The organism is Actinocrinis sp. (assembly GCF_035938995.1).
GTDB lineage: Bacteria > Actinomycetota > Actinomycetes > Streptomycetales > Catenulisporaceae > DASZGI01.
Window position 1 is genome coordinate 1 of the sequence record NZ_DASZGI010000388.1, and the last position, 6,617, is coordinate 6,617.

The following is a 6,617-nucleotide window of genomic DNA, read 5'->3' on the forward strand; positions in this document are numbered from 1 at the left end:
GCCCTGCGAGCGCGTCGTAAAGCCAATCGGCGAACTCCCGCTCGAAGTGCCTGCGCCGTTTCAAAACTCGACACAAGCGGTGACCTGCGGGTTGTCGAGGCGGGTCGCAGAGGGCTTATGCCGCGTTGTGGTATTCGTTGAGTAGTCCGCCGAGGCGTGCTCGCCGTCGGATCTGGGCCGAGGGGAAGGGATCACGTTCGGGTCGTCGGCTGGCGCCCGCCCGCCGAGGGCCATGTGGGCTTGCTCGGTGTTGTCGTGCTCTTCCCAGTGCCGCATCACGTGGCGCAGGTGACGCTCGCCGAGGATGAGCATCCGGTCAGTCACACTCGTACGCGTGGCCAGCACGAAGCGTTCGGCATGGGCGTTCATCCTCGGGCGCTGTGGGGCGCTGCGCAGTGTCTCGCCCGGCCGCGGCGAGCACGGCGTCGAAGGCGGCGGTGTGTTTCGCGTCCCGGTCGCGGATCAGGCGGTGAAAGTCCCCCCGCGTGCTCGCCCAGGCGCATCAGCAGTTCGCGGGCACACCGGACGGCAAAGCCCGCGTCCGGGTGGGTCCGCGACCCAAGGATTACGAGTTTGCATCCTGATATTCCGACCCGTATTTGGGAAGAAATTAGGGACGACGCAGATACCCGCACGGTAACCCGCGTCGACTTGCCTCCACGGCCAACAATGCCTTAATAAATGAACGCTGGTTTAGTTTATATTGATCTTCCCTTTTCAAGGCGGCGGTCCCCGATCAAAATGACGGCAGCGATAGAGAAACAAAGCACTAGAATATAGCCCGCGAATGCATATCTTGAAAATGTCCAGCTTTTCAAGGTAGCAAGTGTAATAGCGGCGCCAAGAGCCGCGCCGACATAAACTGCCCAACTCTCGCTCTTGGGATCAATGGCGGCTTTTCTGATAGTAGGAATCGATGCCAGAGCATCTGAAAGTATTGAAAATGCAACGGCAAGTTCAGCCTTTTGGAATACGATCCAGACGCCAATACCAGCCAACGAGAGTAGGCCGCAGAAGATATCGAATTTTGAGATTGCCCAGTGAGCTTCTTTATCGCGAATCGAGACCATGAAGATGAGTGCCGGATTGACACCTACCATCAGTGTCATAAGCGATGGCAATCCGATTTTTTCAGTGGCCTGCGCAGAAAATGCGATAAGTGGCGCAAGTGCCCACAGGAACCAGGTTACGAGATGAGGCTTGATTTCCCGCCTGAGCGCTTTGCGCAAGTAATATATGGTTCCTGAAAAATTGAAACAAAGCCCCAGGAAGATAAATCTCGAGTCAATCAAGGCATCTACCTTCGACACATTGGATCGATAGAGCGAATCCCTTACCTTCGGTAGGTGGTAAGTAAAGCCATGTCTGGCCTGTGCCTCGGTATTCGGAGATGGGAATAGGCTCGACACCGGGACGCATCTTCGCCCGGTAGAGCACCCCGTACAGATGATCCACTTCGTGTGCAACGAGCCGCGCTAGGCCATGCTCAATAAACGTGATCTTGCGCCTGCCATCGATATCTTGGTGCCGACTTGGAGCGCTAGCGGACGAGGAACCATACCCCGGACGTCGAAGAAACTGAGACAACCCTCGTACTGCTCGTCAGTCCGGGCCGACTCATCGATCACGCGCGGATTGACGCGCGGATTGAGAAGCGTGATCGTCTCACCCTGAGCGGTTCGAACGATTGCTACGGCTCGAACGATTCCGATCTGTGGCGCGGCATTACCCATACCCTTGCAAAGGTATGCGCGGACGCGACACGTTCAGCAGCAGGCACACTGGCAGGTCCCGGCGCCCGGTGCGCCCGCATCCCGCCGTCCAGTCAGCGGCCGATTCAGCGAACACGCACGTGTGTTCGCGCAGAACACACCTCGGGCCCGGTGACACGCGCGCCCCCAACCACCAGCCGCCACGCCGGGCCGCAAACCGATCCGAGCAGCGCAGTCGCGATCTGGGGACACGAGTCGAGCCGGCCGATCGCCACCACCGCGCCGGCCCAGCGGGCCGATGTCGAACCTGTACTCGGCGCTCACCACGTCCACCCGATCCTCTTTGCTCGGTGAACAGGCCCAGCAGTAGCGCGCATGGCCCGCACCGCCGCGAGGGTGCACCGGATGTGCGCCTCTTGTTGGGACGGGTTGTCAACTTCGGACAGGCCCGGTTCGATCTTGATCAGATGTCGCGGCGCGAGTTGCCGCGCGTTGATCCGGCTCCCAGATGCGCAGGGGAGCGAACGTCATGCGTCGTTCCCAAGGTATCCAGCTTTGCGCCCGCTCTGCCGAGATGATCTGGCCGATGGGGGCAGCGACGCAGAGTCCGTCCAGCCTGTTGCCGCCGCGGACGGCCTCTATCACCAGCTGTGCGGCGCTGCGCCCGATGCCCAGCGTGTCGAGATCCCATGTTCCGTCGTGCATACAGTCTCTGACGAGCCGTACGGCGTTGGGAGTGCCGTTGCGTGAGACAGTCTTGAGTTCGCCCAGCCGACCAGCCGCGGCGAGCATATCGACGGCTCCGAGCGCGGACTCGTCGTTGTAGGGCACGAGCGCGTCCAGTCGCGAGCAGTCGCGCAGCAGGGCGCCGGTCTTCGCTCTGCCTCCATCGCGGTCGTCGGTGAAGTTGCGGTACCGCGGCTGCATCGGATCGTTGACCAGCTTGAGGCCCGCCAGCTTCAGGCCGCGCACGATTCCCAATACGAGCTCGTCGTCGTCCGGCGTGCCCGGTCCCCCGATCACCCCCACTCGCGCGCCGGGTGGGAGCTGGCGAGAGAGGAACTCGGCCATATACACCCCGTGGTTGAAGTTCGGCAGCACGAGCGAGGCGTCGACGGTGAAGTGCGGCCGCTCGAGCGTGATGACGGGAACGCCGTGGCTCCTAGCGTGGGCAACGGCCGCAGCGGGTTCCTCCGGGTCCAGCGTGTAGAGCACGATCGCTTCAATCTCGGCTGCCACGGCTTCATGGATTAGTCTCTCGGTCCGCGAGCGCCACTTGTCCTTGCGGAAGTCGGCGTATGCGACGGCGAACTCGATGCTGGCCTGGGTGAGGGTGTGCTCGAGCGAATGAGCCATTGCGTCGATCGAGGCGTTCGAGCCGTAGTCGAGCGGGCTGATGTAAAGGACCGACATGGTGCATCTCCCTGTGCATCCGAGTGGGCGCACGTGAAGTGAGGTTCACGTGCGCCCTGGATGAGGTGCTAACTGGACGTTGCGGTCACACGCGTGCGGCGGTGCGCAGGCGGTAGGCCGCGCCCTGGAGCGCCTCCTGCGAGATCTGCGCGTTGGGCGCCGTGTCGGCGTCCTCGGCCAGCATCAAGCCGACCGGCGGCACGGTGCGCAGCCGGTAGGCCGCGCCCTGGAGCGCCTCCTGCGAGATCTGCGCGTTGGGCGCCGTGTCGGCGTCCTCGGCCAGCATCAAGCCGACCGGCGGCAGAGCGTGGTTCGTGATGGACATTCAACTCACCTTCGTTACGGGATGGAGGGGCGTTGCTTTCGTGCGACGGACTTGGCGGCGGTTGCCGTCGTCCCGATCCGTCAGTTCGGGCCGAGCTTGAGGTGCACGCGATCCGGTCCCCACATGACCGGGATCGCTGCGCGGCGGTGGAAGGTCGGGTGCGGAGTATCCAGCCGCACGTCGCGGCGCGGTTGCGCAAGTGCACGCAGGACCTCTTCGGCCACCGCGGTCGCGAGGTGGTTGCCGAGGCAGACGTGCGGGCCGACGCCGTACGCTAGACTGGGGCCCTGACTGGGCCGGCGATGGTCGAAGAGGTCCGGCGCGTCAAAGCGTTGGGGATCCCGGTTGGCGTAGAGCACGGCGGTGCGCACGAACTGGCCCCGGCGAATGGTTTGCATGCCGATGCTGATGTCACGGGTCGCGCGGCGGATGTTCGTCTCTACAGCGGGACACGCGTAGCGCAACGTCTCGTGGACCACGCCGCGAATGACCGTGTCGTCGCGCCGGGCTTCCCGCAGAACGTCCTCGTCGCAGAAGAGCAGGTAGGCGGCCGACGCGACGAGGAACACGGTGGTGTAGACGCCTGAGGTGTATAGCGATCTCACATTCGTGGCCAGTTCGCTCTCGGACAGGCCTCCGTCGGCGCCACGTCGGGCGGCCGCACGGGCGAGCACGCTACCGGTCGGCAGTTCGTCCGCACGGCCCAGCAGGTCGTGAACCAGATCACCAAGCTGCTCGACCGCTCGGGCCGCCTCGACCAGCACGGCGCTCGACCATTGCGGAGTGGCAAGCTTCCCCGCATCCATGCTCGCGTTCGCGAGTAGGTCGAATTCCGCGCGGCGGTCCTGGGGGATGCCCACCACCTCGGCCATGACCTGCCGTAGCAACGGGCCGGCCACGTCCTCGATGACCTCGAGTTTCCCGCATGGTGTGCATGCGTCGATGGCCGCATCGGCAACGCGCCGGATCGTCGGGCGCCACCGGTCGACCGCGTCGTGGGTGAACGGACCACGCAACTGGGCTCTAAGCCGTCGGTGTGCCTTGCCCGACGAGTACAGCGGCGTGTCCATCGCCTGTTTCCACAGCGGCGTCAGGGTCGCCTGCTCGCTGTCGGCCAGATGCGCGGCGGGCAGCGGAAGCAGGGGTATCTCCAGGGCGGGCTCCCGCATCACCGCGACCGCCTCGGCGTATCCGTCAACGACCCAGCAGTCGAGCGAAGCGTCGAAATGCATTCCCTGAGCTGCGCGTGCGGTGCCCTGCTCTAGATCCGCGGCCATTGGGTGCCTCCAAACATAGATGTCGATGTGCGAGCGCCGGGGCGCACCCGTGCTCCGCGTGCAAACCCTCTGCGATGCGCATCCGCTCGCGGACAACGCGGCGAACCACGCCCGCTCCGTCGGCTCGTGCCGCACCCGGGCGACCTGGCGGCGCAGCACCGCATTGCCCTGACGCGGCGCGAGCACCTCTGCCATCAATGCGCGCTCGCTGCGCGCCACCGTGGCGAGCACGCCGAGCACCTTGCGGCCCACCCGGTACACGATCCCGATTCCCACTGCGTAAACCAGCCCATGGACGGCGCCGCAGCAAAACCCTGGTCATAGTGGAATCGTGTTTCAAGCGGCACAGGCTGCGTGGTCCATTCCGACTACGCCGCCGATGGGTCAGATGTTGAAGGCGGTGCGTGCAGCCCCGGCGGTCCGGCTGGTCAGTTCGGCTGCATACCGTACGGCGCGATCCGCGGACGCGAACTGCGCGAATGTGCGGTCTGGGCGCTGCGCCGGGTGGCCGAACTCGTCCCGCACGACGTAGCTGCCGTACCCGAGGCTCTGCGCGGTATAGATGTACGTCACTTTGATCGACAGGCCTTCCGGGTATCCGCGGTACCGGTCCTGAGCCTGGCACCTTCGTCGGCGGGTTGTTGAGGCCTGGGCGTTCCCGTATCTCGACCTCTTCACTCAAATCCTGTGCCGCGCGCTTCGCGGGGACATCCGCCATCTGCCGGTGACTCGATTCCAGCTCTTCCGCCCAGGCCAGAAGGCGCGTCCCGGCCCCCGAACCCGCCCGGCCACCCGTGGACGCCGCACCGAGCCCGCATCCGTCACCGTCATCTGGCGGATGTCTCCCCCGGGCGCTTGTCGCCAACCTGAAGTCACCAGAGCTGGATCCGCCAGGCCTCATCGAGGTGGTGCTCATGACAGTCAAGGCGCCAGAACAGGAAATCCACCCGATGGTCCGGATCACGCGAAGCGCTCGCCGAACGGCTGACCCGCGGCTACACGCGGCAGTGGCCATGCTGCCCGACACGATGCGGCATATCGGCGGCGACCACGTAGGACGGTGGGAAAGGCACGGCGTCCCACACAGCGGCGGCAGGGGCAAGACACTTCGTCCGGCACCGGTTCTGGCCGCGGCACGGGCCGTCGGCGGCGACAGCGGCGCGGCGATGACGGCCGCGGACGCTGCGGAGGTAGTGCACAACTTCACGCTGGTGCACGACGACGTTATGGACGCCGACCTGCTGCGCCGGCACCGGCCGATGGCCTGGACAGCGTGCGGGGACGCCGAGGCGATCCTGACCGGTGACGCGATGCAGGTACTCGCGGCGAAGATCCTCGCGCAGGACCTTCTCCCCCGCTGCCATGGCGGCGACGGCCCGCCCGGCCGACTGCACGCTCGAACCGTGCGAAGGGCAGAGCGCCGACTGCGCATTCGACAAGCGCGCCTGTGACCCTGGCCGAGTGCCTGGATGTGGCCGCGGCGAAGACCGGGTCGCTGCTGGGCTGCGCTTGCGCGCTCGGCGGCCTCTATAGCGGGTGTGGCGTTGGCGCACCTTCACCACAGCACCCACATCCTGGACGGTCACGACCTCGTCCACGTGCCCTGCCGGGCGGCGGAACGCATCTCGCGGCGCTGGGCCACGTGGCAGTAGCGGTCCCCGACTCGGGCGACGCGTACGAACTCGTCACCCTGGCTGACATCAACACCGATAGAGACGGGTAGCTACCATGTCCGACAGCGCGTGTGCGCCGTCACGGGTCAGCCAGCGCACGGTGCTGCTGGCCTCGCCGCGCTCCTTTTGCGCCGGGGTGCAGCGCGCCATCGACATCGTGCAGGCCGCCATCGCCGCATCCCCCGCGAATGAACCGGTGTACGTACGCAAACACATC

At 65.3% G+C, this 6,617-nt stretch carries 8 protein-coding genes and 1 pseudogene; 2 read left to right on the forward strand and 7 right to left on the reverse strand.

Features of this window, described 5'->3' with window-relative positions; genetic code table 11:
* Positions 1-60: 60 nt before the first annotated feature.
* From VGZ32_RS26765 to VGZ32_RS26790, 7 genes are all read right to left on the reverse strand, one after another.
* Complete coding sequence (locus VGZ32_RS26765; RefSeq protein ID WP_349263766.1) at positions 61-369, reverse strand: hypothetical protein; 309 nt, start codon at positions 367-369, stop codon at positions 61-63.
* Positions 370-698: 329 nt separating this feature from the next.
* Positions 699-1,310, reverse strand: coding sequence for a hypothetical protein (locus VGZ32_RS26770; RefSeq protein WP_326888988.1), 612 nt, complete (start codon positions 1,308-1,310; stop codon positions 699-701).
* A gap of 165 nt (positions 1,311-1,475) precedes the next feature.
* Positions 1,476-1,733 carry a peptide deformylase gene (locus VGZ32_RS29150; RefSeq protein WP_414642608.1) on the reverse strand — a complete coding sequence of 86 codons (258 nt, stop codon included), beginning with the start codon at positions 1,731-1,733 and terminating at the stop codon, positions 1,476-1,478.
* A 411-nt stretch (positions 1,734-2,144) separates the two neighbouring features.
* Positions 2,145-3,125 (reverse strand): sugar ABC transporter substrate-binding protein, encoded by a 981-nt coding sequence (locus VGZ32_RS26775; RefSeq protein ID WP_326888989.1) that lies wholly within the window; start codon positions 3,123-3,125, stop codon positions 2,145-2,147.
* A gap of 85 nt (positions 3,126-3,210) precedes the next feature.
* The gene (locus VGZ32_RS26780; RefSeq protein ID WP_326888990.1) at positions 3,211-3,450 is read right to left on the reverse strand and encodes a hypothetical protein; all 240 of its coding nucleotides are present in this window, start codon (positions 3,448-3,450) and stop codon (positions 3,211-3,213) included.
* A gap of 80 nt (positions 3,451-3,530) precedes the next feature.
* Positions 3,531-5,003: a cytochrome P450 gene (locus VGZ32_RS26785; RefSeq protein WP_326888991.1), complete on the reverse strand. Its 1,473-nt coding sequence runs from the start codon at positions 5,001-5,003 to the stop codon at positions 3,531-3,533.
* 108 nt (positions 5,004-5,111) lie between these two features.
* Positions 5,112-5,300, reverse strand: coding sequence for a hypothetical protein (locus VGZ32_RS26790; protein ID WP_326888992.1), 189 nt, complete (start codon positions 5,298-5,300; stop codon positions 5,112-5,114).
* A gap of 440 nt (positions 5,301-5,740) precedes the next feature.
* Here VGZ32_RS26790 and VGZ32_RS26795 point away from each other — a divergent pair, with 440 nt between their 5' ends.
* Together VGZ32_RS26795 and VGZ32_RS26800 are read left to right on the forward strand one after the other, a co-directional pair.
* On the forward strand, positions 5,741-6,178 hold the full coding sequence (locus tag VGZ32_RS26795) for a polyprenyl synthetase family protein (protein WP_326888994.1): 438 nt from the start codon (positions 5,741-5,743) through the stop codon (positions 6,176-6,178).
* Between the two features lie 277 nt (positions 6,179-6,455).
* Positions 6,456-6,617: pseudogene (locus VGZ32_RS26800) on the forward strand (hypothetical protein); the annotation flags it as partial.